20 protein-coding genes and 1 pseudogene are annotated in these 24,054 nt (G+C 64.7%); 7 read left to right on the forward strand and 14 right to left on the reverse strand.

Annotated features, from left to right (window positions below; translation table 11 throughout):
* Positions 1-229: 229 nt before the first annotated feature.
* Positions 230-1,270, forward strand: coding sequence for a tRNA (adenosine(37)-N6)-threonylcarbamoyltransferase complex transferase subunit TsaD (gene tsaD, locus NH396_RS12330; RefSeq protein ID WP_253064064.1), 1,041 nt, complete (start codon positions 230-232; stop codon positions 1,268-1,270).
* A 179-nt stretch (positions 1,271-1,449) separates the two neighbouring features.
* Here tsaD and folK read toward each other — a convergent pair whose 3' ends face one another.
* Together folK and folB are read right to left on the reverse strand one after the other, a co-directional pair.
* Positions 1,450-1,989, reverse strand: coding sequence for a 2-amino-4-hydroxy-6-hydroxymethyldihydropteridine diphosphokinase (gene folK / locus NH396_RS12335; RefSeq protein ID WP_253064066.1), 540 nt, complete (start codon positions 1,987-1,989; stop codon positions 1,450-1,452).
* Positions 1,986-2,363 (reverse strand): dihydroneopterin aldolase, encoded by a 378-nt coding sequence (gene folB, locus NH396_RS12340; protein ID WP_175089595.1) that lies wholly within the window; start codon positions 2,361-2,363, stop codon positions 1,986-1,988. Before folB ends, folK begins: the two co-directional genes overlap by 4 nt.
* A gap of 161 nt (positions 2,364-2,524) precedes the next feature.
* Here folB and NH396_RS12345 point away from each other — a divergent pair, with 161 nt between their 5' ends.
* Positions 2,525-3,145 (forward strand): glycerol-3-phosphate acyltransferase, encoded by a 621-nt coding sequence (locus NH396_RS12345; RefSeq protein ID WP_176677974.1) that lies wholly within the window; start codon positions 2,525-2,527, stop codon positions 3,143-3,145.
* Positions 3,146-3,303: 158 nt separating this feature from the next.
* Here the strand turns inward: NH396_RS12345 and NH396_RS12350 are convergent, their stop codons facing one another.
* The 8 genes and pseudogenes from NH396_RS12350 to NH396_RS12385 all read right to left on the reverse strand — a co-directional run bounded on the left by NH396_RS12350 (position 3,304) and on the right by NH396_RS12385 (position 12,509).
* A complete protein-coding gene (locus NH396_RS12350; RefSeq protein ID WP_253064068.1) occupies positions 3,304-4,548 on the reverse strand; it encodes a polynucleotide adenylyltransferase in 1,245 nt (414 codons plus the stop codon).
* 91 nt (positions 4,549-4,639) lie between these two features.
* Positions 4,640-4,966: a thiosulfate sulfurtransferase GlpE gene (glpE, locus tag NH396_RS12355; RefSeq protein ID WP_054557228.1), complete on the reverse strand. Its 327-nt coding sequence runs from the start codon at positions 4,964-4,966 to the stop codon at positions 4,640-4,642.
* Between the two features lie 78 nt (positions 4,967-5,044).
* Positions 5,045-5,884 (reverse strand): symmetrical bis(5'-nucleosyl)-tetraphosphatase, encoded by an 840-nt coding sequence (locus tag NH396_RS12360; RefSeq protein WP_253064070.1) that lies wholly within the window; start codon positions 5,882-5,884, stop codon positions 5,045-5,047.
* Positions 5,885-5,955: 71 nt separating this feature from the next.
* Entirely contained in the window at positions 5,956-6,336 is a 381-nt protein-coding gene (gene apaG / locus NH396_RS12365; RefSeq protein ID WP_043334633.1) for a Co2+/Mg2+ efflux protein ApaG, read from the reverse strand.
* Positions 6,337-6,521: 185 nt separating this feature from the next.
* Positions 6,522-7,310: pseudogene (gene rsmA, locus NH396_RS12370) on the reverse strand (16S rRNA (adenine(1518)-N(6)/adenine(1519)-N(6))-dimethyltransferase RsmA); the annotation flags it as partial.
* A gap of 194 nt (positions 7,311-7,504) precedes the next feature.
* The gene (pdxA, locus tag NH396_RS12375) at positions 7,505-8,521 is read right to left on the reverse strand and encodes a 4-hydroxythreonine-4-phosphate dehydrogenase PdxA (protein WP_253064072.1); all 1,017 of its coding nucleotides are present in this window, start codon (positions 8,519-8,521) and stop codon (positions 7,505-7,507) included.
* A 27-nt stretch (positions 8,522-8,548) separates the two neighbouring features.
* A complete protein-coding gene (locus NH396_RS12380; protein WP_253064074.1) occupies positions 8,549-9,832 on the reverse strand; it encodes a peptidylprolyl isomerase in 1,284 nt (427 codons plus the stop codon).
* Between the two features lie 82 nt (positions 9,833-9,914).
* The gene (locus NH396_RS12385) at positions 9,915-12,509 is read right to left on the reverse strand and encodes an LPS-assembly protein LptD (RefSeq protein WP_253064076.1); all 2,595 of its coding nucleotides are present in this window, start codon (positions 12,507-12,509) and stop codon (positions 9,915-9,917) included.
* A gap of 171 nt (positions 12,510-12,680) precedes the next feature.
* Here NH396_RS12385 and NH396_RS12390 point away from each other — a divergent pair, with 171 nt between their 5' ends.
* The 4 genes from NH396_RS12390 to speD all read left to right on the forward strand — a co-directional run bounded on the left by NH396_RS12390 (position 12,681) and on the right by speD (position 16,501).
* Positions 12,681-13,928, forward strand: a complete 1,248-nt coding sequence (locus NH396_RS12390) for a phosphotransferase (protein WP_253064078.1) — start codon at positions 12,681-12,683, stop codon at positions 13,926-13,928.
* Positions 13,928-14,788, forward strand: coding sequence for a nucleotidyltransferase family protein (locus tag NH396_RS12395; protein WP_253064080.1), 861 nt, complete (start codon positions 13,928-13,930; stop codon positions 14,786-14,788). The genes NH396_RS12390 and NH396_RS12395 overlap by 1 nt, the downstream gene beginning before the upstream one ends.
* Before the next feature lie 179 nt (positions 14,789-14,967).
* Positions 14,968-15,393: an OsmC family protein gene (locus NH396_RS12400; RefSeq protein WP_176678480.1), complete on the forward strand. Its 426-nt coding sequence runs from the start codon at positions 14,968-14,970 to the stop codon at positions 15,391-15,393.
* A gap of 313 nt (positions 15,394-15,706) precedes the next feature.
* The gene (gene speD / locus NH396_RS12405; RefSeq protein WP_176677981.1) at positions 15,707-16,501 is read left to right on the forward strand and encodes an adenosylmethionine decarboxylase; all 795 of its coding nucleotides are present in this window, start codon (positions 15,707-15,709) and stop codon (positions 16,499-16,501) included.
* A gap of 116 nt (positions 16,502-16,617) precedes the next feature.
* Here speD and NH396_RS17075 read toward each other — a convergent pair whose 3' ends face one another.
* The 4 genes from NH396_RS17075 to NH396_RS12425 form a co-directional block, all read right to left on the reverse strand.
* A complete protein-coding gene (locus tag NH396_RS17075) occupies positions 16,618-17,502 on the reverse strand; it encodes an ion transporter (RefSeq protein WP_290441771.1) in 885 nt (294 codons plus the stop codon).
* A gap of 166 nt (positions 17,503-17,668) precedes the next feature.
* Positions 17,669-18,439, reverse strand: a complete 771-nt coding sequence (locus tag NH396_RS12415; protein WP_176677983.1) for a hypothetical protein — start codon at positions 18,437-18,439, stop codon at positions 17,669-17,671.
* A gap of 78 nt (positions 18,440-18,517) precedes the next feature.
* Positions 18,518-21,607, reverse strand: a complete 3,090-nt coding sequence (glnE, locus tag NH396_RS12420) for a bifunctional [glutamate--ammonia ligase]-adenylyl-L-tyrosine phosphorylase/[glutamate--ammonia-ligase] adenylyltransferase (protein WP_253064082.1) — start codon at positions 21,605-21,607, stop codon at positions 18,518-18,520.
* Positions 21,608-21,709: 102 nt separating this feature from the next.
* Entirely contained in the window at positions 21,710-22,081 is a 372-nt protein-coding gene (locus tag NH396_RS12425) for a diacylglycerol kinase (protein ID WP_043334615.1), read from the reverse strand.
* Positions 22,082-22,368: 287 nt separating this feature from the next.
* On the opposite strand from NH396_RS12425, the gene nhaB reads away from it, so the two are divergent.
* A complete protein-coding gene (gene nhaB / locus NH396_RS12430; RefSeq protein WP_175089608.1) occupies positions 22,369-23,901 on the forward strand; it encodes a sodium/proton antiporter NhaB in 1,533 nt (510 codons plus the stop codon).
* Positions 23,902-24,054 lie beyond the last annotated feature (153 nt).

The following is a 24,054-nucleotide window of genomic DNA, read 5'->3' on the forward strand; positions in this document are numbered from 1 at the left end:
GTCGGATGCACGACCCAGTCTTGCAGAGTGCCATATTCTAGACACCCGCCCCCGGCTTTGCAAACGCGGAAGCCGGAAATCCTCTCTGCCTCAACACCAGCTGGCGCGACACCCGTGCCCACAGCCAGTAGAATGTCGCGCATTCACGGCACACACGCCTCTCGGGCTCGCTCAGGCAGCCTCGCTGGCCGTGCCGCCCTCTACTTCTGATATTTCCTGAGAGTCAGCCATGCGTGTGCTCGGCATCGAGACTTCCTGCGACGAGACCGGCGTCGCCATCTACGACACGGACCAGGGCCTGCTTGCAGATGCCCTCTACAGCCAGATCGCCATGCACGCCGAATTCGGCGGCGTGGTGCCGGAACTGGCGTCGCGTGATCACACTCGCAAGCTGTTGCCGCTGATCCAGCAGGTAATGGATGAGGCGCAGCTGAAGGCTGCCGACATCAATGCCATCACCTATACCGCAGGCCCGGGCCTGGTCGGTGCGCTGATGGTCGGCGCGTCCACCGCACATGGGCTCGCCAAGGCATGGGGAGTGCCGGTGCTCGGCGTCCACCACATGGAAGGCCACCTGCTGGCCCCGATGCTGGAAGACGATGCGCCCGAATTCCCCTTCGTGGCGCTGCTGGTCTCCGGCGGGCACACCCAGCTGGTCGCGGTGCGCGGACTGGGTGAATACGAGCTGCTCGGCGAGTCCGTGGATGACGCCGCCGGCGAAGCCTTCGACAAGGCCGCCAAGATGCTGGAACTGCCCTACCCCGGTGGCCCACAGGTCGCGAAGCTGGCCGAACAGGGCGACCCCAAACGCTATCGCTTCCCGCGCCCGATGACAGACCGCCCGGGCCTCGACTTCAGCTTCTCCGGCCTCAAGACCCACACCATGGTCACGCTCAAGAAGGCCAAGGCCGCGGATGACCTGGATGAGCAGCACTGCGCCGATATCGCGCGCGCCTTCGAGGAAGCCGTGGTCGACACCCTGGTCATCAAGTGTCGTCGCGCGCTGGACCAGACCGGCCTCAAGCGCCTGGTCGTCGCCGGTGGCGTGAGTGCCAACACCCGCCTGCGTGAGCGACTGAGCCATGAGCTGACCAAGCGCAACGCCCGCGCCTACTATCCGCGCGGCCGCTTCTGCACCGACAACGGCGCGATGATCGCCTACGTGGGCGCGCAGCGCCTGAATGCCGGCGAGCAGGACACCGGCCCGATGAAGGCCGTGCCGCGCTGGCCGCTGGACAGCCTGGCGGCCCCGAGCACAGCGCAGGACTGAGGCTCAGACCTGCCAGACGCCAGCGCCCTGCCAGGCGACAACGGCCTGCCAGACGACAACGCCCTGCCGATGAGAATCGGCAGGGCGTTGTCGTTGAGGGGCCGGTCACACTCACCGCCGGACACTGACACCAGCAATATGGCGCCTGATAGCGTCAGGCTGGGGCATCAAGAGCAGTGTCAGACCGTGGCATCAGCGCGAGAGATGATGCGACAACGCCAGCTGAAGTCCACCGGCCACAACGGCTGCTGTTCGGCGCGCCCGGCGGTCACGAACGCCTTCCAAAGCGAAGCGTAATCCTCGCCGGTGACGGGGTGGCGCTCTTCGCCGAACGACTCGGCCAGCGGCAGCAGCACGAAGGCATTGCGATCGACCTCATCGCGCGGCAGCATCACGCCATCGACCTCCCCGGTCAGGGTACCGACGGTCAGCAGGTCCAGATCCAGGGTGCGCGGACTGAACTTGGCACTGTTCTTGAGGCGACCATTGGCCAGCTCGAGCTGCTTGCACCAGGCCTGCAATTCGCCGACGCTCCAGTCGCTCTCGAAACCTGCGACCAGATTGAGGAAGTTGCGCCCGTCGACGAAGCCCACCGGTTCGCTCTCGTAGACGGAGGACAGCGTCAAATTGCCGAAGGTCGCTTGCAGCGCATCCAGGCAGACCCGCACATGATGCTCACGCTCGATATTGCTACCGATGGAGATCAGTACCAGACTCATGCTGGCGCATCCGAGGCGGCATCGAGGCTACCGCGCACGATGCGCACGCCAACGGCGGCGGCTTCCGGCACGGCGCCCGGCTTGCGCACCGTCATGGTCAGCCAGGGGATGCCGAACTCTTCACGCAGCAGGGCTGCCAGGCGCTCGGCGAAGGTTTCCACCAGCTCGAAACGGCTATCTTCGGCAAAGGTCTGGATGCGCGCGCTGATGGCGGCATAGTCCAGGGTGTGCGTCAGGTCATCGTCGGCAGCTGCGGCACGAATATCCGTGGCCATTTCCAGATCCATCACCAGACGCTGGCGAATGGTACGCTCCCAGTCATAGACACCAATCACGGTTTCCACGACCAGAGCCTCGATCAGCACACGATCCACGGCGTTACCTCTATGCTTGTCGAATGAACGAATAAAAACGACGCCCAAGGCCCCGCCATCATGCGACTGATTCTACTGCACCCGGCCCCTGCTTGGCCAAGCCGCCTGCCCCTCTCTCCCTGCCTGTGTGCGACACCTCGGACACTCAGCGAGTCGGCATCATGTTGACGGGCCTGATAGAGTGGGGTGCGCAACTGGCCACCTGGCAACAGTTGAGCCTGCTGATCGCCGTGGCCTACGCCAGTGGTTCGGTGCTGGGCGCGGTGTGGATCTGTCAGCGACTGGGGCTGCCCGACCCACGCCTGGCGGGCTCCTTCAATCCGGGCTTCTCCAATGTGCTGCGGCTGCATGGCGCACTGCCCGCCGCCCTGGTGCTGACCTTCGATGCCGCCAAGAGCATGCCGGCACTCTGGCTGGGGCTGGCGCTCTCGCTGCCGCCCTGGGCTCTGGGATTGATCGGGCTGGCCGTGCTGGTCGGCCACAGCCTGCCGCTGTGGCACCGTGGCCATCGCGGTGGCAAGGCCGTGGCCGCCGCCTTTGGCGTGCTGCTGATGCTGGCGCCAGGGGTCGCATTGAGCTGCGCCGCATTATGGGTCGGGCTGGCCTGGCGACTGCGCACGGCAGCCATCGCCTCGCTGGTGGCCGGACTGGCGGCACCCCTGTTCAGCCTGTGGCTGGCGCCGCAGATGAGCGGTGTGATTCTGGTCTTCGCCAGCCTGATCGTGATTCGTCATGCACTGAATCTGCGCCGCCTGAGCGATGGTAGCGAGCCGCGCCTGTAAGCATGCTTTGCTCACACGCAGCGCACTGCTCATGAAAAACACGCTCTGCTCAAACGCACACTCCGCCTCACAAAAGCCCCCTTCCTGCGGCCAGGACGCAAAAGCCCCGGCGCAGGGCCGGGGCTTTCGGGGTCATATGCTCAGCAGCGGGCAGGCGATCAGTGACTGTGTCCGCAGCCGCAATGAGGCGCGTGCACTTCCGGCATGGCCCGCCATTCGCTCAGCGCCTGCTCGATGGCCTGCTGGCGCTGTTCACTGAGCGCACGCCCGATCTCCGCCCCTTTCAGGCCCTGTTCGACCAGAGATTGCGGCGACACCGCCGTCGCGGCTTGCCAGACGGCATTGCCCAACCGTGCCACCCCCTTGTCCTCGACGGCCAGCAGGGCCACCAGCACCGACTGGCGCTCACCACGCCGCCAGGCATCGACACCATCCAGCCAGGCCTTGAGATCGGCTGCGCTCACGCCACCTTCCCACCGCGAGGCCTCGTTCAATTCCCGGCACAGATGTGCCTGCTGGGCGGCGTCACGCACGGCGCTGGGCAGGCGCAGGTCCTGCGCCAGGGCATCGATCTCGTCGCGTGACAGGTGCTCCACCAGGCGCGCCATGCGCCAGCAGACCATCTCCGCCTCATCAACCAGCTGACACGGCAGGCGATCCAGACGCGCCAGCGCCGCTGTGAGCTGTTCGGCATCGCGGGTCAGTGGCGGCATCAGCACCGCCAGCGCCCCCAGTTCATCGAGCAGCTGGAAGTAGGCTTCGGGACTGGCCTCGCCCAGCGCCTTCTCGGTCTCCTTCCAGACCCGCTCGGCCACCAGATGCGAGACCTCGCCGCTCTCGACCATGGCGACCATCATCTGCCGTGTCTCATCCGCGACCGTGAAGCCGAGCCCCTGATAGCGCGCCAGAAAGCGTGCCACGCGCAATACGCGCAGCGGGTCTTCGCTGAAGGCGCTCGAGACGTGACGCAACACGCGCGCCTCGAGATCCGTCAGGCCACCGTAAGGGTCGATCACCTCGCCCTGCCCCGGCGTGCTGTCGAGCGGTTCGGCCATGGCATTGATGGTCAAGTCGCGACGAATGAGGTCGTCTTCCAGCGTCACATCGGGGCTGGCATGCACGCTGAAGCCGACATACCCGTGGCCGGACTTGCGCTCGGTACGCGCCAGCGCGTACTCCTCCTGGGTCTGCGGATGCAGGAAGACCGGGAAGTCCCGCCCGACCGGCCGAAAGCCCCGCGCCTGCATGTCTTCCACCGTCGCGCCCACCACCACGAAGTCGCACTCGTGCCACGGCCAACCCAGGCGCGCATCACGCACCGCGCCGCCCACGCGATAGACCTCAAGCCCGCTCAACAGGCGGTCACGCGAATCGGTCAGTGAAGAAGGCGTCGTCTGAGTCATGCGAATGTCCTTGCCCTGCGGCACGAGATACAAAGCTGAATGAGGAAAGCGAGGAAGTAAGGCCAGTGATGGCAGTCACGTGCGGGCGGAGTCAGCTACCGCTCTCGACGTCATCACCATGCGTCAATTGGTACTGGGTAAAGCCACCATCGAGGGAATAGACCTTCTCGAAGCCCTGCCCCGCCAGCCAGGCGGCGGCCTGCTGACTGGAATGGCCGTGATAGCAGACCACCACCAGCGGCTTGTCGCGCGGGGTGTCTTCCAGAATGGCACCGGCACTGGCGTTGTCCAGATGACGGCTGCCCGGGATACGCCCCTGCGTGAAGCTGAGCGGATCGCGGATATCGAGTACCACGAGTGACGGGTCGCGTTGGCGCCAGTCACTGAGGGTTGCGAGATCAAGATGTTCGAAACTCATGCGGACTCCGCTTGTTGAGTAAGGGAAAGGCATTCGCCAGCGACGGCAGACCTGCTGCCACTGGCGACGGGAGGGCGCTCAGCGCGAGGACAGCGCCGGCTCGAAGACGCGCTCTTCCGTCTCGAGATTGAGCGCCGTCAGGCCACCGCCCCACACGCAGCCGGTGTCCAGCGCCTCGACATCCTGACGCGCCGCCGGTGTCTCGCCTTCCAGAGCAGCCCAGTGACCGAACAGCAGGCGCGGCGAATCATCCCAGGCCCCTTCGGGACGCGGGTACTGGAACCAGGGGCGACATCCCTCCGGCGCGCTGTCCAGCCCTTCCTTGGCCGCGAAATCCAGTCGACCATCACTGTGCAGAAAGCGCATGCGCGTGAAGACATTGACGATGCAGCGCAGGCGCGGCGTGCCTTCGAGATTCTCCTGCCAGCGGTCCGGCGTATTGCCGTACATCTCGCCGAGAAAGCCTCGATAGTCGTCGCCCGCCAGCACGGCGTGCGCTTCACGCGCATAACCGGCCGCCTGGTCCAGCGTCCAGCTCGGCAACACGCCGGCATGGCTCATCACCGTGCGGCGATTGCCGACCAGCGCATCCACCATCAGCGGCTGACGACGCAGCCAGTCCAGTAGCTCCTCACGGTCCGGCGCCTCGAGAATCGGCGTCAGCGTATCGGAGCGCTTGTGGCGGCTGAAGCCTTCGGCCACCGCCAGCAGGTGGAGGTCATGGTTGCCCAGCACCACCCGCACATCATCGCCCAGCGACTTGACCAGACGCAGGCACTCCAGCGAGCCCGGCCCGCGATTGACCAGATCTCCCGCCAGCCACAGCACATCGCGCCCCGGCGTGAAATCGAGGCGCTGCAACAGAAGTTCAAACTCTTGATGGCAGCCCTGCAAATCGCCAATCGCCCACTGCGTCATGCCCACTCCCTGACCGCCGTGGCGGCCTGACTTGCTGTCTTGAATACGAAACGCTGCGCCACGCGGCCACCCTAGTGAACCTGATGCGGACCGGCGAGACGGAACGGTGCGATGGCGACCTCGAAGGTGCGCGCATGGGTCGCGTCACAGAAGGTATAGGCCCCCTGCATCACGCCGACCGGCATGTCGAGCACGGCGCGTGAGGTATAGCGGAAGCTCTCGCCGGGCGCGATCAGTGGCTGCTTGCCGACCACGCCCTTGCCACGCACTTCCTGCTCGTCGCCGCTGCCCTGTGTGATCTTCCAATAGCGCGCCAGCAGCTGCACGGTCTCATCCGTTCCGTTGTGCACGGTGATGGTGTAGCGGAACACGTGTCGGTTCTCGCTCGGACGACTCTCGTCGGCGCAGTACTCGGGTACGGCGTCGATACGGATGTCCGCCACGCTACTCATGCGTCGTGGTCGCTGGCGTTGCGGGCGTCGCCCTTGGCATCGCTCACGGCATCGAGACGCTCGCCACTGTCGCTATCACGATGACTATCACTGCCGCTGTCGGCTGCCGACGCACCGTGGCCGACATTGCTGCGCGGACGCTTCTTCGGTGCCTTGTCGGCCTTGTCCACCGTCATGCCCTGCTCACTGAGGTGGTTGCTGATCATCACCAGCTCAGCGACGGTCAGCGTCTGCGGGCGACGCGAGGGATCGATGCCCAGCGCGGTCAGCTGGTCGGCATCGATGCGGCCCTTGAAGTTGTTGCGTAGCGTCTTGCGGCGCTGGGAGAAGGCTTCGCGCACGATGACGGCGAGCAGCTTCTCGTCCTTGGCCGGATGGGGCAATTCACGGTGCGGCACCAGACGCACGATGGCGGAATCCACCTTCGGCGCCGGGAAGAAGGCGCTCGGCGGCACCAGGAACAGATTTTCCACTGCGCAGTAATACTGGGTCATCACCGACAGGCGGCCCCAGTCGGTGCCACCCGGCTCGGCGGCCAGGCGCTCGACGACTTCCTTCTGCAGCATGAAATGCATATCGGAGATCGCGCCGCGTGCTTCCAGCAGGTGGAAGATCAGCGGGGTGGAGATGTTGTATGGCAGGTTGCCGACCACACGCAGCGCCGGGCCGTCACCGACCAGCTCCGGAAAGTCGAAGCGCAGGGCATCGCCTTCATGGATCACGAAGTCCGGGTAGTTGAAGAACTGCACGCGCAGACCCGGGATGAGGTCACGGTCCAGCTCGATGACTTCCAGCTTGCCTGCCGCTTCCAGCAGCGGGCCGGTCAAGGCACCCTGCCCCGGACCGATCTCGACCAGGCGCTCGCCTTCCGCGGGACGAATGGCATTCACGATGCGAGAGATGACGCCAAGGTCCTGCAGAAAGTTCTGACCGAAACGCTTGCGAGCGCGATGCGCGGGGAAATGCTGGGACATGGGACTGACCTTCCTCCGGGGAATCCGTCGGGATTCCCGACAACAAGACGCCGCCATGGCCTGCAGGGACACAGGCAGACCGGGGCGGCGAGACCATCCTCGATGGTCGAATGACTGGGGTAGCGAGACGCCACGCGGTGGCGCACGCCTGACGTGCCGCCATGCGGACACGCCCGAGTGATGCGGGGATTATCTCAGGCTCGCGCGGCGGCTGCCATCTCGATGGCGACACGCACGGCCTGCAGCAGGCTGCCGACGTCGGCGCGCCCGCTGCCGGCGAGGTCCAGCGCCGTGCCGTGATCCACGGAGGTACGCACGATCGGCAGGCCCAGCGTGATGTTGGCAGCCTCACCGAAGCCGGCATACTTGAGCACCGGCAGGCCCTGGTCGTGGTACATCGCCAGTACCGCATCCACGCCATCGAGATGCCGCGGCGTGAACAGGGTGTCGGCCGGCAGCGGGCCATCCAGTTGCATGCCGGTCGCGCGCAGGGCATCGAGCGTCGGGGAGATCACCTCGATCTCCTCATGCCCCAGGTGCCCGCCCTCGCCGGCATGCGGGTTGAGCCCGCATACCGCGATGCGCGGTACGGCACAGCCGAAGTAGCGCGTCAGGTCCTTGGCGAGGATCTTCATCACTCGCGTCAGGCCCTCGGGCGTGATGGCATCGGCCACCTCGCGCAGCGGCAGGTGCGTGGTGGCCAGCGCCACCCGCAGCCCGGGGCACGCCAGCATCATGACCACTTCCTCGACCCCGCAGACATCGCGCAGGTATTCGGTGTGGCCGGTGAAGCCCGCATGCCCGGCCTCGATCACGGCGGCCTTGGACAGCGGCGCCGTCACCATCGCGCTGGCATGCCCCGCCTGGCAGGCGGCGATGGCGACATCCAGCATTGCCAGCACATGATCGCCGTTGCGCGCATCGATCACGCCCGGCTCGCTGGGCACTGCCAGCGGCACCGGCCACACGGCCAGTTCACCACTGCGGGCCGGCGGCAGCGGGTCGCCTGGCGACAACTCATGCACCACCAGCGGCAAGCCCAGCAGGCGAGCACGACTGACCAGCAAGGCGGGGTCTGCCACGGCGACCAGCTGCGCGGGGAACGCTTCCGCCTGACCGGCCAGCATGACCAGCAGTTCCGGGCCGATGCCCGCTGGCTCGCCGGCGGTCAGGGCGATGATGTCGGGCGCAGTCTCTTCGCGACGATTCATGGCGGTGTCTCGCTGCTCCACTCGGACTTACCGTTCATCGAGACGGTTGTCGACGTAGGCCTCGGCACGCACCTGCTGCTGCCAGGCTTCGAGCTCATCATTGAGCTTGCGCTGGAACAGGGTCTTGCGCACCTTGTCACGCTGGCTGGAGTTGGTCACATCCTGCTGGCGACGCTCCTCGACTTCGATGATGTGGTAGCCGAAGCGGCTCTTGACCGGCTGGCTGATCTCGCCCACGTCCAGACCATTCATGGCCGTCTCGAAGGAGGAGACCGTCTGGCCCGGGCTGACCCAACCCAGCTCGCCGCCCTTGAGAGAGCTACCCTTGTCATCGCTGAATTCCTGAGCCAGCGCGGCGAAGTCCTCGCCCCCCAGCAGACGGCGGCGAATGGACTCGGCACGCTCAAGCGCCTGCTGATCGCTGAGGTTCGGGTTGGGCTGGATCAGGATGTGGCGTGCGCGCGTCTGGGAAATCAACGCCTTGCCCGCGCCACGCTTCTCGATCAGCTTGACGAGGTGATAACCGCTGGCACTGCGCAGCGGCTCGGAGACCTGACCGGCCTGCATGCTCGGGATGACATCGGCGAACACCGTCGGCAGCTCGCCGCCGGAACGCCAGCCCAGGTCACCGCCGCTCAATGCCTGACTGCCGGCCGATTCGGCGGCGGCCAGCTGGGCGAAATCGGTGCCCTGCTCGATCTGCTGGCGCAGGCTGTCGGCCTTGGCGCGCGCGGCCTTGACCTGGTCCGGCGTCGGCTCCTGGGGCAGTGCCACCAGCAGGTGGGCCAGATGGTACTGGACGTCGCTGCCGACATTCTGCTGATTGAGATAGCGGTCTATCTCACGATCGGAGATCCGCACCCGACTGGCGACGCTGCGCTGCTGGATCTGCTGCACCAGCAGCTCACGACGCACCTGATCACGCACCTGGGCCAGTGACATGCCGTCCTGCTCGAGCTTGTCCGCGAAGGCTTCCAGGCTCATGCCGTTGTCCTTGGCGATGCCGCGCAGGGTGGCGTTGAGCTGGGTATCGTCGATGCTGAGGTTGGCCTGCTCCGCCAGCTGGAGCTGAATCTGCTCGTTGACCATACGATCAAGAACCTGGCGCTCCAGCACGTCACGCGGCGGCAGGTTGATGCCACGGCTCTGCAACTGCTGACTCGCCTGGGTGACGCGCTGCTCCATGTCGCTTTGCATGATGGCGTCCTTGTTGACCACGGCAACCACGCGGTCGAGCAACTCGGTGGCACCAGCCGGCAGACTCGCCAGCACAAATGCCAGCCCCAGCGGGGCAATCAGGGTCTTGCGCATCACATGTTCTCTCGGCGTAAAAATGTGGATGGCGCCGCCCTGCGGCGGCGCCTTGGCGTCATTCACGGCCTGGCGCGGCGACTCAGAAGCCCGCGTTGCGATAGCCCGGTACGGCCTGCTCCAGGTAGCTGTCAGCACTCTGGCCAACGCCTCCCAAACCCTTGAATTCAAAGGTCAGGAAGATGCCATTCTTCTCTTCGTCATCCGAGATGGTGTTGGCGGTGTCGTTGTCATCCTGCCATTCACGCCAGGTGACCTGCACGCCGTAGCAGCAATCGTTGTACTGCACGCCCAACACCTTCTCCAGTGAACGGGAATTGGTGCTGTCATACATGTAGCGGCCCAGCAGCGACCAGCTCTCGCTCATCGGCGTCGCGAAGGAGAAATCCCACTCGTTGCGGGTATAGCCCAGCACGTCATCCGCGTCCTCATCGTCGTAAGGCACGAAGCCTTCGATCTCACGATTGAAGCCAAAGTTCAGTACCGTGCCTTGTTCCGCGCGATAACGCAGCGAGGTCTGGGCACTTTCGGTCACGCCACGATCGAAATCCTGGAACACGGCCTGGGAGGCGGTCCACTGGTCGTTGAGCACCACATCGGCCTGGAAGACCACCGGCGAGCGGTCACGCGTCGCACGATAGTAGTCGGAGTAGCTGTCGAAGTCGGAGCGTGAGGTCTTGTCCGGATCACCGTCCATGTCGATGTTGCGGTCCGACAGGTAGCTCGACTGGCCGACGCCCAGCTTGAGGCGTTCACGGCCGCTTTCATCGCTGATGAAGCGTGACGACACGCCGTAGGAGACCTTGTTGGTATCGCCGACGCGGTCACCCCCGCTGAAGCGGTACGGAGACCACAGCTGATTCCAGCTGAAGGCGTCTTCGGAGGTGTCGAAGTCGGGCAGATCGGACTGGTCGACCTCCGGCACGTAGGCGTAATAGAGGCGCGGTTCCAGCGTCTGGGTATAGCCGTCGCCGAACCATTCGGTCTCGCGATCGAAGATCAGGCCGCTGTCCAGCGACAGTACCGGGATGGTGGCGGACGGGCTGGTGCTGCGGTCCGTCTCGCGGTCACCATAGTCCAGGCTGTATGACAGGCTGACCAGCTGCGCGCGCGGCTCGATGAAGCTCCAGCTCTGATCACTACGCCAGCCCAGTGCCGGCGCCAGACGCAGGCGCGAACCATTGGCAGCCTGGTCTTCGTCGATATCGGTATCCGTCTCATCGACATCACGCCAGAAGTAGGTCGCGTTGGAATTCCACTCTTCGTAGAAGCCGTTGGACTGACTCCAGCGACCATTCGCGGTCAGGCTCGGCAGACGGTAGAACGGCTTGTCATCGTTATCCAGCGGGTAGTCCATGCGCTGGTAGCCCTGCGCCTTGAACTGCAGGTCCCAGGCATCGCCGTGGTAATCGAGCTGTGCCAGACGCTCGAGGCTATCGGTTTCCGTTTCCCCGAAGTTGCGCCCGAAGTCGTCGAAATAATTGCCATCGGAGGCGGCACCGTACTTCAACTGGTAGTCGGTACGGGCGTCATAGCGGCCAGCATGCTGGTAGTTGATGTACCAGCGGTCCTCGCCGATCAGGTCTTCCTCGTCATCGTCGGGGTCGCTTCCGCCGTCGTCATCGGCGAGCCAGGCGCCTTCGATGCTGCCTTCATCGCCACGCGGCAATAGATAGCGGAACTCGCCTTCCAGCATCTCGCCACGCTCGGAGATGTAACGCGGCGTGAGGGTGGCATCGTAATTGGGGGCCAGATTCAGGTAGATCGGCTGGGCATAATCGAAGCCGCTGGAGCTGGTGTAGCTGAACTGCGGCCACAGCAGGCCCGTGTGGCGCCGGTCATCGACCGGGAAGCGCACGTAGGGCCAGTAGAAGACCGGCACCCCGCCCATTTCCATGCGCGCATGCTTGGCCGTCCCCCAGCCGGAGTCCTGATCGATGGTGATGTCGCTGCCGACCAGGCGCCACAGGCTGTTGCCCGGCTCGCAGGAGGTGAAGCTGGCATCCTTCAGGCGGTAGCGGCCATCCTCGAGACGCGCCAGCTGCACCGCATCGCCGCGCACATGCTGCTCGTGAAAGACGTAGTGGCCGTTGTCGACACTGGCCGCATCGCTGTTGAGCGAGACCCGCGCATCGTCGCCACGCAGCAGGACTCCGGGCTGGCGATAGGTGACAGGGCCCTTGGCGGTGGCGGTGTCACGCGCCTCGTTGACGCTGACCTCGGGCGATTCCAGCTGGGAATCGCCGCGCCGCAGCACCACCTCCCCCATCAGGGTGGCGACGCCATCGTTGCCGTAGTTGGCCTTGTCGGCAGAGGTCGTGACCTGCTCCGGCGTGTCGCCCGCCTCGATACGGTAGGCCGGCGTGACATAGCGCCCGGAGCACAGCTGGCCCTGCGGCACCTCATCATAGGGCTGCCAATCGAGCTGACTGGCTGACAGGGGCTCGGGCGGCGCGGCCTGTGCCATCAGAGGAGCGCCGGCGGCCAGTGGCGCCAGGGTCCACAACAGACGGAAAACCAGTGGCTTGAGCTGCCAGACCGGGCGGTCATCGCCCGATCGGGCTATCGATGCCTGCCGGGAATGAGCAGACAGAGAGGGAGTCGCGAAGCGACGCTGACGTCGCCCGGGAGCGGTCGTCGGCTTGCCCGGATGGGATGAATGGCTGCGCTGGGCCATGGCTGCTCTGTGTCCTTGGCTGGGGGAATCGGTATTATACAGGCCCAGCAACCGGCCTTCCTGCTTGCCGGTTCCGCCTGCCTTCTCGTCACCACACGACAGCATGCGGGGCCGCGGCACAGGCGTCAACTGACAGCCGGCCCCGCACACGTCGACAGGAGCCCAAGCCCCATGACATCCGACGCCCGACGCCAGGCGCTGCACGCCTGGGCCGCCGCCCGCCACGACCTCACGCCAGAGGCCGTGCGCATGAGTGCCGTGGCTGACGACGCCAGCTTCCGCCGCTATTTCCGCCTGCATCTCGAGGAACTCGACCCGGCCACGCCGGCGCGCATCCTGATGGATGCCCCGCCCGAGAAGGAAGACAGCCACGGCTTCGTCGCCATCGCCCGCCAATGGCGTGACGCCGGCCTGCCGCTGCCCGAGGTCTTCGCCTTCGACGAGTCACTTGGCTTCCTGGAGCTGGAAGACCTCGGCGACATCCCGCTGATGACCGCCCTGACCAGCACCGAGCACGCCGACCACTACTATGGCGAAGCCATCGGGCTGCTCGAGCAGCTGCATCAGCTGCCACCCGGCAACCTGCCTGCCTATGACGACACCCGGCTGTCCGCCGAGCTGGAACTGTTTCCGGAGTGGTGTCTCGGCCAGCTGCTCGACATGCCACATGACCGCCGCTACGCCGCCTGGGACAAGCTGACTGACCAATTGCTCGCGGCCGCCAGCGCGCAACCGGTGGTGAGCGTGCATCGCGACTTCCATGCCCAGAACCTGTTCCTGCATCAGTCGGCATCCCAGCACCAGCCCCGGCTGTGGATCATCGACTTCCAGGACGCCGTCAGCGGCCCCGAGAACTACGACCTGATCTCGCTGCTGCGTGACCGTCACTGGCGCTGGCCGGAACCCGCCATGGCGCGCTGGATCGAGCAGGCACGCCTGGCCGCCTTGCCACGCTACGACGCGGCCGGCCTGCCGGCACCAAGCCCGCTCGAGTACCGCCAGAGCGTCGAGCGCATGGGCGTGCAGCGCAATCTCAAGATTCTCGGCATCTTCGCGCGCCTGACGCTGCGGGACGCCAAACCCCGCTACCTGACGCTGATGCCGCGCTTCCTCGGCCACCTGCGCGAAGGCCTGGCCTTCTGCCCGGAACTGATCTCCTTCACCCACTGGCTGGATGAGGTACTGACGCCGGCGCTGTCGCTGCGCCTGGCCGAGGAATGCGAGGCGCGCGATCTGCGTCTCGCCAATGGCGAGCGCCCCGAGATCAACCTCGATGATTACGATGAGCTGGCGGCACTCGCCGATCGCGCTGCCCGCCTGCAGCGCAACGCGGCTGCCGCTACGGCGAAGAGCGCTGCGGCAAGTGGGGAAAGCAAGGAAAGCACTGCAAATGCCGATGACCAGCCAGGGAGCCACTGATGCGCGCGATGATTCTGGCGGCCGGTTTCGGCACGCGCATGCGCCCGCTGACCGACCACACCCCCAAGCCGTTGCTGGAAGTCGCCGGGCTGCCGTTGCTGGAGCACCATCTACTGCGTCTGGAAGCGATCGATGTGGACAAGGTCGTCATCAATGTCGGCCACCTGGCCGACAGGATTCTGACCCACTTCGCCGCGAAGCCGAATGCCCAGGGCCAGCTCGAGGCTTGCTGGCAGGGCCGCAAGCGCTCCCTGACACTGATCTTCTCGCGCGAGGAGACGCCACTGGAAACCGGCGGCGGCATCGCTCGCGCCCTGTCACTCTCCGGTGCGTTGACGCAGGACGCAGGCGATGACACGCCCTTCCTGCTGATCAATGGCGATGTCTGGTGTGATGTCGACCTCACGCTGCTGACCATCCAGGCGCTGGCGAGCCATTCACTGGCCCCGCTCGCCGACCAGCCGCAGGCGCTGGCGGGTCTGGTGCTGGTGGATAACCCGCCCCATCATCCCGAGGGCGACTTCCTGCTGACTCCGGCGGGGATTGTGAAGGGTGAAACCCGCGCCGAACATGGCGGACAGGACGAGAAGGAAGAGACAGATGAGCAGGACGAGCAGGCCGGCAGCCAGCTGACCTTCTCCGGCGTGTCGTGGCTGTCACCCCGCCTGATTCGCCGCGCCATCGCCGAGACGCCGGCCTACCAGGGCCCTGACAGCGTCTTCAAGCTGGCGCCGCTGCTGCGTGACGCCATGCAGCATGGCGAGGTGCGCGGCCTGCACCATCGCGGCGCCTGGATCGATGTCGGCACCCCACAGCGTCTGGCCGAGCTGGATGAGCTGCTGAGTCATGCCAGGGCCTGAGCCAACGCGATATAAGCTCAGCGCTGGACGTTCCTCCGGGCACGCCGATGACAATGCTACCCTGTGCGCCATCGTGCTCACCGCGCCCTTATGCCTATCGCCCCTGGCCTTATATAGCCACTAGCTCCGGGCCGGTGGCGCATCAACGACTTATCAGAAGGAGAAGTTCCGACATGGCAATGAACGCCAGCATCAAATGGACCGATGGTCGCCAGTTCCTCGCCGAATCCGGCAGCGGCCACAGCGTGGTCATGGACGGCAATCCGGACAACGGCGGCCGCAACACCGGTCCGCGTCCGATGGAAATGCTGTTGATGGGGCTGGGCGGCTGCACCAGCTTCGATGTCATCCAGATTCTGGAAAAGGCCCGCCAGCAGGTCACCGACTGCCACGCCGAACTGAGCGCCGAGCGCGCCGATAGCGTGCCGAGTGTATTCACGAAGATTCACGTCAAGTTCGTGGTCAGCGGTCGCAACCTCAAGGAATCCCAGGTCAAGCGTGCCGTCGAGCTGTCCGCCGAGAAGTACTGCAGCGCCTCCCTGATGCTGAGCGCCGGGGGTGTCGAGATCACTCACTCCTACGAAGTCATCGACATCGCGGCCTGATCACGCCTGGCCCTCCCGCCGCTCAAGGCCCCGCCAACGGCGGGAGGGAGCGCACCACTGACGACGACTCGCCAGGATCGGCGGGAATTGACGCTGGCGTGTCAGCCCTGCCTGTGCATAATACGCCCCTCAAACCGGTCGTCTCACCGGTCGTCTCGTGGCAAAGATGGCACGCAATGCTCCCTGTGAGTCATGCTGCCAGCGGCCGGGACGGGCCTTTCGAGATGTCCTCTTCGGCCCGATGCCTGCCTCTGCCCCATTGCGATGGCGCATCGGATGTCATACCACCCTCCCATCTCTAGGAGGCCTGGACGTGAGCGATCAACTCCGCCTTCACGGGTTCAACAACCTCACCAGTTCGTTGAGCTTCAATATCTACGACATCTGCTACGCGCAGACCGAAGAGCAGCGCACGGCGTATATCGATTATATCGATGAGCTCTACAATGCCGAGCGTCTTACCCAGATCCTCAAGGATGTCACCAACATCATCGGTGCCCACGTGCTGAACATCGCACGCCAGGATTATGAGCCGCATGGTGCCAGCGTGACCATCCTGATCGCCGAGCACGAGCTGGAAGAGCAGGACGTGTCCCAGACCGCGCCGGGCCCGGGCCCGCTGCCGGAAACGGTCGTCGGCCATCTGGACAAGTCTCACGTCACGGTACACACCTATCCCGAGTCCCACCCGGACAACGGCATCAGCACCTTCCGTCTGGATATCGATGTCTCGACCTGTGGCATGATCAGCCCGCTGAAGGCGCTGAACTATCTGATCCACAGCTTCGATTCCGATATCGTGACCATGGACTACCGCGTACGTGGCTTCACGCGCGACGTGGATGGCAAGAAACTGTTCATCGATCACGACATCACCTCCATCCAGGATTACCTGGCGGAAGACACCAAGCGTGCCTATCAGATGGTCGATGTGAACGTGTATCAAGAGAACATGTTCCACACCAAGATGCTGCTCAAGGACTTCGAGCTGGACAACTACCTCTTCGGCACCTCGCGTCGCGAGCTGACCTTCGAGGAAGCCACCAACATCGAAGGTCGTCTGCGTCGTGAAATGCTCGAGATCTTCTACTCGCGCAACTTCGGCTGAGCGTCATCTACATCATGCGCGGCGCAGCACCCTGCTTGTCTGACGCCTGATGACAGTCCGAAAAAAGCCCCTGACACCTCACGGTGCCAGGGGCTTCTTCTTGGCTGTCTGGCGACTCAGCGCTCGCCGGCGGGGCCCTCCCCGTCTGGCGGGGCGGCATCCCCCAGGCGCTGTTCCATCTCCTCATTCACCTGGCGCTGCAGCGCCTCACGGTGGCGCTCGCGCTCGGCAAGCGACTCGCCCCGCTCCTGAGCGACCTGATCCAGCCGTTCTCGCAACTCGCGCACCTCCGTCGTCAGCTCGCTGATCTGATGATAGAGCGCCCGCGTCATGTCGCGCTGGGCACGCGCCGCCCGAGCCTCCTGCTCGCTGTCATCCTCGATGAAGATCGAGCTGATATAGGCGGCGAAACTCCCGAACAGCCCCACGCCCCCGACCATCAACAGCACCGCCACGACGCGACCGAGCGTCGTGATGGGATAGTAGTCGCCATAGCCGACGGTGGTCACCGTCACCACCGCCCACCACAGCGCCTCCTCGGCGGTATTGATGGGACTGTCAGGATTGGGGGTCTCCACCATCAGCATGGTCAGGGCGCCGAACACCACCAGCAGCACCGTGGCGGTGGCCGCCGAGGCGAAGACTCCCTCGGCCCGGTTGCGGAACAGCAGCTTCCAGATCATTTCCATCGACTTGATGGCGCGCAGCACCCGCAGTACCTGCACCACGCGAAACAGCCTCGCGCCCTGGAAGAGCCCCGCCGGGATACAGGCCAGCAGGTCGATCCAGCCCCACTTCATGTACTCGCGCTTGCTCTTGGCACTGGCGAAGCGCTTGCAGAAATCGATGAAGAAGAACAGGCAGACCACGTAGTCCATGTACTCCAGCAGCCGCTGGACCTGCGGTGACAACTCAAAGACAAGGTCCACCACCATGGCGCCGATCACATAGATCGACAGCACCAGGATGAACAACTGAAAGGGCGTGACGCGTTCCTGCATCCGAGGGTTCTCCGTGAATGGGCTCTGCAAAGCCTACCCCATCCTCGACCCCCTGACAGTGTGAAGACACCGCTGTCATGCTTACGATGATGCATGCGCCCGGTGATTCGTGCGACCGGGACTTCATGCATCCGATGGTTCATGCATTAGCTTCATGCGCCCGCATTCACGAAGCCTTGTTGCGCGACTCCTCGTCACTCGGGGGCTGGAAGGTGGACTGCTCGCTGATGTCTTCCCCACTGATGCGCTCCAAAAGCTTGCGCAACTTGTGACGCTGCCTGCGTGATGACAGGCGATTGGAATCCCAGCGCTCCGGTACCAGCGCACATTCTCCACCGGCATCGTGCAGACGGAAGGCACGCTCGACGCCGATCGGGTGGTCCTCACTGCCGTAGATGCCAATGATGCGCAGTGTCAGACGCTGGAATTTCAGTTGCTCATTGCTGGGCCAGTGACCCTCGAGCGAGATGCCATTGCGGCGCGCCATGCGCTCGATGACTTCAGAGAAAGTCCCGATATGCAGGAAGTCGCCCGAGCCCAGCGGCCCCTGACGCGTAGTATCGGAGATGCGCCATTCACTGCTGCTGGAAGCCTCCTGCGCGGACTGCTCACTCTCATCGTTCTGCGCATCCTTGCGCTGCTCGTCACCTACCTGGTAACTGCGCTCGAACTCGGTGACATCCATCAGCAGGCTGCCGTGACTGGTATCCAACCTGGCGATGATGTGCTCGATGAAGATCGATTCGGCACTCATGTTGCTGACGATGCACAGACTGTCGATGCCTTTGGACTTGCCTCGATTGATCAGCACGCGCGGGCGACGCTGGCGACGGAAGTTGTGATACAGCAACTGCGCATAGACCAGCCAGATGAAGAACGAGCCGATACTGGCTATCGCCGAGATGGTTTTCGAGTGATTCGCGATCCACTCCATCATGCTGACCTCCCCTGTCAACGTTGTCTGATGCCCCTTTCTTGGGGATAGCGACAGGGGATTGCGAGCATTGATTTGACGTTAAACTCCCTCGTGACTGACCTGATCTTCGCCCAGCAGTGACTGCCAGAGGGTGATGACCCGCTCACGGTGGGCAGCAATCAGCGGGTGCTGCTCCAGCCGCATCAGGCTGCCGTGCTTTTCCAGCGCCAGGCGATGACTGACATCGCGATAGGCCAGATAGGCCTCGCGCAGCTCACCGGCCTGCTCGCCCGGCAGCCGTCCGCAGGACTCGAGGGTTTCCAGCAGCCGCATGTTGTCGCTCCACTCGAGCAGAGCAGGCACCTGATGACTCAGCGCCAGCACGCAGTACTGGGCGAGAAACTCGATGTCGACGATGCCGCCGGCGTCCTGCTTGAGGTGGAACTGGCCGGCCTCGCGGTCCCTGGCGCTGCTGCCCAGGTGATCACGCATCTTGTGGCGCATGGTGATCACCTCCTGACGCAGCGTCTTCTCGTCCCGCTGCTGACCGAGCACCTCACGGCGCACCTCCTCGAAGGCCAGCGCCAGCGCCGGGTCCCCCGCCACGACTCGCGCGCGTACCAGCGCCTGATGCTCCCAGGTCCAGGCTTGCGTGAGCTGATAGTCCCGGAAGGCCGCCAGACTCGAGACCAGCAGCCCCGAATTGCCTGAGGGGCGCAGGCGCATGTCGACCTCGTAGAGCGCACCGGCCGGCGTCACTGCCGTCAGCAGGTGGATGATGCGCTGCCCCAGTCGCGTGAAGAACAGCGGGTTGTCCAGCGGCCGCGGGCCATCCGTCTGGCCCTTGCTGGCCGCATCATGCAGGAAGACGAGATCCAGGTCCGAGCCATAGCCCAGCTCGATGCCGCCCAGCTTGCCGTAGCCGACGATCACGAAGCTGCCACTCAGGCTGTCGCCGGTGATCGGCTGGCCATCGCGCCCGATGGGGAAGCCATGCTTGCGGGTCAGGGTCTTCCACGCCATCGCCAGCACCTGTTCCAGCACCACTTCGGCGATGAAGGTCAGATAGTCGCTGACCTTCATCAGTGGACGGGCACCGGCGATATCGGAGGCCGCCACGTGCAGCACCTGGGCATGGCGGAACACTCGCAAGGCCTCGAGCAGCGCTTCTTCATCATCCTCCGGAATGCGAGACAATGCGGTGCGCAGCTCATCGGCGAGGCGCGTCTTGTCGGCGGGTGAATAGAGGTTGTGGGGATGCAGCAGCTCGTCAAGCAACACCGGATAACGCGCCAGCTGTTCGGCGATCCAGGGGCTTGCCGCACACAGGCGCATCAACTGCGTCAGCGCATCCGGATTCTCGCGCAGCAGTGCCAGATAGGCCGTCCGCCGCAATACCGCCTCGATCAGCGGCAAGACGCGCTCCAGCACTCGGCTGGCATCGTGCTCGGCGGGCTTCTCGGGGTCGCCCGCCGCCGAGCACAGCGCCTGCAGCAATGGCGGCATCAGTGCATCGAGGCGATCAAAACCGATGCGCTGCATGCCCTGCACCGCACGCGACCGCCGCAGGCTATCGAGACGGCGGAAACTCTCGGCCGCACTCTTGAAGCCGCTCTCGGCGAGCAGTGCCTCGCCCTCCTCCGCCGTCAGCTCGCCGCGCCACAGCGCTCGCCACTCATCCAGCGCCTGCTGGCCTTCGCCCTGCTCGGCCTCGTCGTCTTCCGGCGCGGCGATCACGTTGTCGAAGTGATGGCGAATGCGCGTACGCACCTCCTCCAGACGCGCGGTGAGTGCCTCCCAATCGGGCAGTTTCATGGCCAGCGCGAGACGCTCGCGGCCCAGCGGATCCAGCGGCAATGTCTGGGTCTGGCGGTCGGCCTGGGCCTGCAGGGCATGTTCGAGATCGCGCAGGAAGACGTAATCCGGCACCAGCTCATCCACGACCGCCTGCGGCAGCAAGCCCAGGGCTGGCAGGCGCGCAAAGGCCTGCTTGAGCGAGGTAACCTGCAATTCCGACTCACGCCCGCCCCGAATCAGCTGGAAGGCCTGGGCGACGAACTCCACCTCGCGAATGCCGCCGGAGCCGAGCTTGATGTTGTCGGACAGCCCGCGCCGTTTGACCTCGCGGTTGATCATCGCCTTCATCTCGCGCAGCGACTCGATGGCACCGAAATCCAGATACTTGCGATAGACGAAGGGGCGCAGGTGCGCGATCAGGCGCTCGCCGGCAGCGACGCTGCCCGCCACCGGGCGCGCCTTGAGCATCGCGTAACGCTCCCATTCGCGGCCCTGATCCTGATAGTAGCTGGCCAGCATCGAGAAACTGCCGACCAGAGGCCCGCCGTCCCCCAGCGGACGCAGCCGCATGTCGACGCGGAACACGAAGCCATCGGCGGTCATCGCGTCCAGCGCGGCAATCAGCTTCTGGCCGAGGCGCGTGAAATATTCCTGATGATCCAGAGACTTGCGGCCACCGGATGTCTCGCCCTTGTCGGGAAAGGCGAAGATCAGGTCGATATCGGAGGAGAGGTTGAGCTCGCCGGCGCCCAGCTTGCCCATGCCGAGCACCACCAGCCGCTGCGGCTCGCCGAAGCGGTCCGGCGCGGGGCGGCCGTAACGCGGCTCAAGCGAGGCTTCCAGCCAGCCAAGCGCGCCCTCGAGAGTGACTTCGGCGAGGTGCGAGACCGCCGCCGCGGTCTGCCACATGTGGGCGCCGTTGAGGTCGCGCCACACGATGCCCAGCATGCGCAGCTGGCGGAAGCGCCGCAGCACCTGCTGCATCGCCTTCTCGTCTTCGGCGCTGGCGAGGCCGGCAGCGAGACGCTCAGTGAGCTGCGCGACCGGCAAGGCGCGCTCCAGCTCGCCGCTCTCGAGCAGCTCGGACAGCAGTTCTGGGCGACGGCACAGCGTCTCCAGCGCGAAGTCGGACAGCGTGATCAGACGTCCCAGCTGGCTGCGCTGACGCTCATCGAGAGCCAGAAAGGTCGCCAGCGGAGAGCTGTCATCGCCACGCATCTCGCTGAGGTTCTCAGCCTGGGTCAGGCTCTCTTCGAGACGCTCCTGCGCGGCGTGCAGGGCGCTCTCGAGCGTGGCACGGCTGTCAGCCGACTGCTCGGCCAGCAGCGATGACGGTGCAAGGAAATCAGCAGGCAACAGTGGACGGGGCTGCGCGGGGGATGGCTGGGGCATGGTCGTCTCCTTCGATCCAGCCCTCAGCATAACGGAGGCCGCAGGCACATGACACGGCCCTGCCCGCAGACCCTTTCATTGATGTGGTCGGGGCTTGGGCACTCAGCCGAACAGCTTGTCATAGAGCAGGGTGCCCCAGGTCAGGCCAGCGAAGATCAGGCTGATCATGACCGCCGCCGAGCCCATGTCCTTGGCGCGCCCGGACAGTTCATGGAATTCCGGGCCGATGCGGTCAATCGCGGATTCCACCGCCGAGTTGAGCAGTTCGACCATCAGCACGATCAGCGTGGAACCGACCAGCAGCAGCCACTCGACATGCGAGTCACCGATCCACCAGGCAAACGGCAGCAGCAAGGCGCACAGCACGATCTCCTGGCGGAAGGCCTCTTCGTTGCTCCAGGCGGCCTTGAGGCCCTTGAGCGAGTAACGCGCGGAATGCTTGAGGTGGGTCAAGCCGGTATGCCGTGATTTCATCTTCGGGTCTCGTACAAAAGCAGCACGGGGGCTGCAAAGGCCGATCTTTCAATCGGACGACGTCTGCCAGCAACGCGCCTCGGGAGAGCTCGCAGCACACCGGCCAGCGACAGCGCAGCGCTGCCTGCGCGATCTTCACGACCAAAGGCTACCCGAGACCTCACCGACGGGCGTGCTCTAATACCGCCAGGCGCTCGATGACGGCGGCGATGATAGCAAAGCACGCGCTGAAGCGGCATTGCCGATCCCGTCCTCCAACAACAACAAATCAACGCCGGGAACTGCCCATGCCTTCGCTATCACACGACACACGCCAGACGCTCAGCCGCGGACTGGCGCGCAACTTCCTCGGCCAGTCGCCACGCTGGTACAAGCAGCTGATGTGCCTGTTTCTGATCACCAACCCACTACTGCTGTGGTTCAGCGGCCCGCAAGGTGGCGTGATCGTCGGCTGGCTGCTGCTGGGGGAATTCATCTTCACGCTGGCGATGGCGCTCAAGTGCTATCCCCTCCAGCCGGGCGGTCTGCTGGCGCTGGAGGCCGTCGTCATCGGCATGGCCTCACCGGAGGCCATCATGCAGGAGATGGAGCGCAACCTGCCGGTGATCCTGCTGCTGATGTTCATGGTGGCCGGCATCTACTTCATGAAGCCGCTGCTGCTGTATGCCTTCACCAAGATCATCCTCGGCGTGCGCTCCAAGACATGGCTGTCGCTGATGTTCTGTCTCTCCAGCGCCCTGCTGTCCGCCTTTCTCGATGCCTTGACGGTGACGGCGGTCATCATCGGCATCGCGGTGGGCTTCTACTCCGTCTACCACAAGGTGGCCTCGGGCAAGCATTTCGATACTCAGCATGACCATGCCAACGATGTCAGCGTCGAAGCCGTGCACAGTGAAGACCTTGAGGATTTCCGCGGCTTTCTGCGCTCGCTGCTGATGCATGGCGCGGTGGGAACCGCGCTGGGAGGCGTCAGCACCATGATCGGCGAGCCGCAGAACCTGGTGATCGCCAAGGCCGCTGAATGGGACTTCATCGACTTCTTCCTCGCCATGGCGCCGGTCACCGTGCCGACCTTCTTCGCCGGCCTCGCCCTGTGTGTGCTGCTGGAGCGCGGCCGCTGGTTCGGCTACGGCCAGCGACTGCCCGCCAGCGTGCGACGCATTCTCGAGGATTATGATCATCATCAGGATGCACGGCGCACGCCGCGGGAACGCGCCGCGCTGATCGTGCAGGCCGTGGTGGCCGTGCTGCTGGTACTGGCGCTGGCGCTGCACATGGCAGAGGTCGGGCTGATCGGGCTGGCGGTGATCATTCTGCTGACCGCCGGCAACGGCATCACCGATGAGCACCAGATCGGCCGCGCCTTCCAGGAATCACTGCCCTTCACCTCGCTGCTGGTGGTGTTCTTCACCATTGTCGCGGTCATCCACGAGCAGCACCTGTTCCAGCCATTCATCCAATGGGTACTCAGTCTGCCCATCGAAGAGCAGGCCGGCGCGTTGTTCCTGGCCAACGGGCTGCTCTCGGCCATCTCGGACAATGTCTTCGTGGCCACGGTGTACATCACCCAGGTCAAGAACGAGTTCGTGGCCGGCAATATCAGCCGCGAACACTTCCATGCGCTGGCGGTCGCGGTGAACACCGGCACCAACCTGCCCAGCGTTGCGACCCCCAACGGCCAGGCAGCGTTTCTCTTTCTGCTCACCTCCGCCATCGCGCCACTGGTCAGGCTCTCCTACGGGCGCATGGTATGGATGGCATTGCCCTACACGGTGCTGATGACGCTGGTCGGGCTGGCCACCGTGCGCAGCTTCATCTAGCCAGCGTCTTGACGAGAACCTTAGCAAGAGGCCTGACGAGAGCCTTCCACCAGCGCCTCCTGTTACCGGGGCCAGCCGCACACCCGGCTGGCCCCGGTTGCGTCAGTCTCATCCCAATGTCGATAGCGCGAGGCTTCCCCACAGCGTCGCTTG

Origin of the sequence: Cobetia sp. Dlab-2-AX (assembly GCF_024124625.1) — a bacterium.
Lineage (GTDB): Bacteria > Pseudomonadota > Gammaproteobacteria > Pseudomonadales > Halomonadaceae > Cobetia.